General features: G+C 59.4%; 2 protein-coding genes. Both read right to left on the bottom strand.

Annotated features, from left to right (window positions below):
- Positions 1 to 109 precede the first annotated feature (109 nt).
- Positions 110 to 442 (bottom strand): hypothetical protein, encoded by a 333-nt coding sequence (locus CRO75_RS32185; protein WP_097140664.1) that lies wholly within the window; start codon positions 440 to 442, stop codon positions 110 to 112.
- 75 nt (positions 443 to 517) lie between these two features.
- The coding region (locus CRO75_RS32180; RefSeq protein ID WP_097140663.1) for a Heme peroxidase at positions 518 to 1,741 on the bottom strand (1,224 nt) is incomplete at its 5' end.

Below are 1,741 nucleotides of genomic sequence, written 5' to 3'. Positions count from 1 at the left end.
GGTTGTTCGCTGTGAGTGAGGCGTGGGTGTGGCTGGCCGAAGCGCGCATACTCGCGCGCCGACTCACTACATAATTTTGTCTACACCCTCCTAATGGATTGTTGACTGTTTACGAGTTTCCAACTGGGGCAATAAACTCATCGCCCGGGTCTCGCTTCAGTTCTGCCAGGCTTTGATTCTGAAACTCCAGCGCCACGTTTTCGCTAATTACGATTTCGTGGCGCGTTTTCAATGCTTCCCGTGCACCTTCTGGCCCAAGCGAATGGACATAACGCAGGCAGCCCTCGATCACTGATGCCTGCTCAGTGTCCTCGTTCCAGGTCATGATCTCTTCAAGAATATTCCGAGTGCCGAGCCGGCACCGGTGCCGCAATTCCTTCTCGTCGTACTTGATCCGCTTCAGCGCAGCTTTGGCCGATCGTTCTTGCCCGGTCTTCGCCATAGCAGTTCTCCGTTATTCCACTGGCCGGCAGTGCCAGCTAGGTTTGTCGTTTGCGTCGTTGGGCGCGAAAGCGTCTCAAGCTGCCACCTTGACCAGCCTCACGCCGGCCATGCTGAACCTGGCGCCTTGGGCTTCGACCATTCCGTCGAGCTCGCCCCAGTTCACGGTGAGTACCGAGATAGGGGCGTGACCGCCGGCGACGGCATGAATCAGCGCTTCCAGGTCGAATACTTCGGCTTGCAGGTTTGCCGGCGCCGAGGTGTTGATCACCGGCTTTGCAGCAGGTTGAACCGGTGCGGCCGCTTTTGCAGGCGCCGTGGTCGCGACCGGAGCCGGCTCGACTGGTGCCTTTGCCTTCTCGTTTTCGATGCGCTGCAGCTCCTGCTGGCGGATCTGTTCGCGCTGGGCCTCGGCTTTCTGCTCCTCGGCTTTCTGATGTTCGGAGATCCGCACCTTGATCAGTGCGACTAGGTCGTCGTTCGCCTTCATCACCAGCTGCTGAATGTCGTTGAACAGGAAGGCGTGATCGACAGCCAGCTCGGCCAAGCTGGCCAGATTGATGCGGATTGCATCCGCGGCTTGGCTCGCAGCAATTTTCGCTCGAGCCAGCTCGGTATCGACGGCGTCCTGCAGGCTGGCGATCGTGCGCTTGTTCTTCATGGCTCCAGCGAAGTCAGCCGTCACCGCGGGCAACACGACCCGACCCAAGGTCTTGTTGATTGCTGCGACGTGATCGGTCAGCGCCTGCTCGGCCTTTTGCTTGATGTTGGTCTTCACCAGCAGCTCTTGAGCCTGCACCAACTTGTTGACCTTCAGACGCGTTTCCCGGGCATGTCCGCTGATCCGGTTCAATGCGGAAAACAGCTCATCGATGGTCTGGGTCTGGGAGAGAGCCTGTTTTTTCGCGGTGTCGACTGCTTGCTCGACATCGCCGCACCACTTCACAGCCTTCTTGGCGTCGGCGAAGTCCTGGTCTGTAACCAGCGTGGTCTTCACCGAGTCGATGACAGCCAGCGCCGATTCCTCGAACACCTTGAGGTTGCTCGCGGTGACCATGCCAGTCAGCTCGATGCGCAATGCGGGCAGTTCGTCCGGGGCCTTGCCGACAACGATCGACGGCGCCTCGGCCATTTCGAAGTTGGCCAGGTCGGCCTCGAACTGCTTCCAGCCTTTGACCAGTTGTGCGGCGCGGCCGGCGACAGGTCGGTATTCCATGTGCACGAAGTTCTCGGCGGTGCCGTCGGAGCAAACGAAGATCACACGCTCTGCACCGCTCACCAGCAGTTGCTGCTCAAGCTG

The organism is Pseudomonas sp. LAMO17WK12:I10 (assembly GCF_900215185.1).
In the GTDB taxonomy this organism is placed as follows: domain Bacteria; phylum Pseudomonadota; class Gammaproteobacteria; order Pseudomonadales; family Pseudomonadaceae; genus Aquipseudomonas; species Aquipseudomonas chlororaphis.
This window is presented reverse-complemented; position numbering and strand designations above follow the sequence as displayed.

Coding starts and splice junctions, on each gene's coding strand:
- CRO75_RS32185 (WP_097140664.1), bottom strand. CDS start 442: ATGGCGAAGACCGGGCAAGAACGATCGGCCAAAGCTGCGCTGAAGCGG.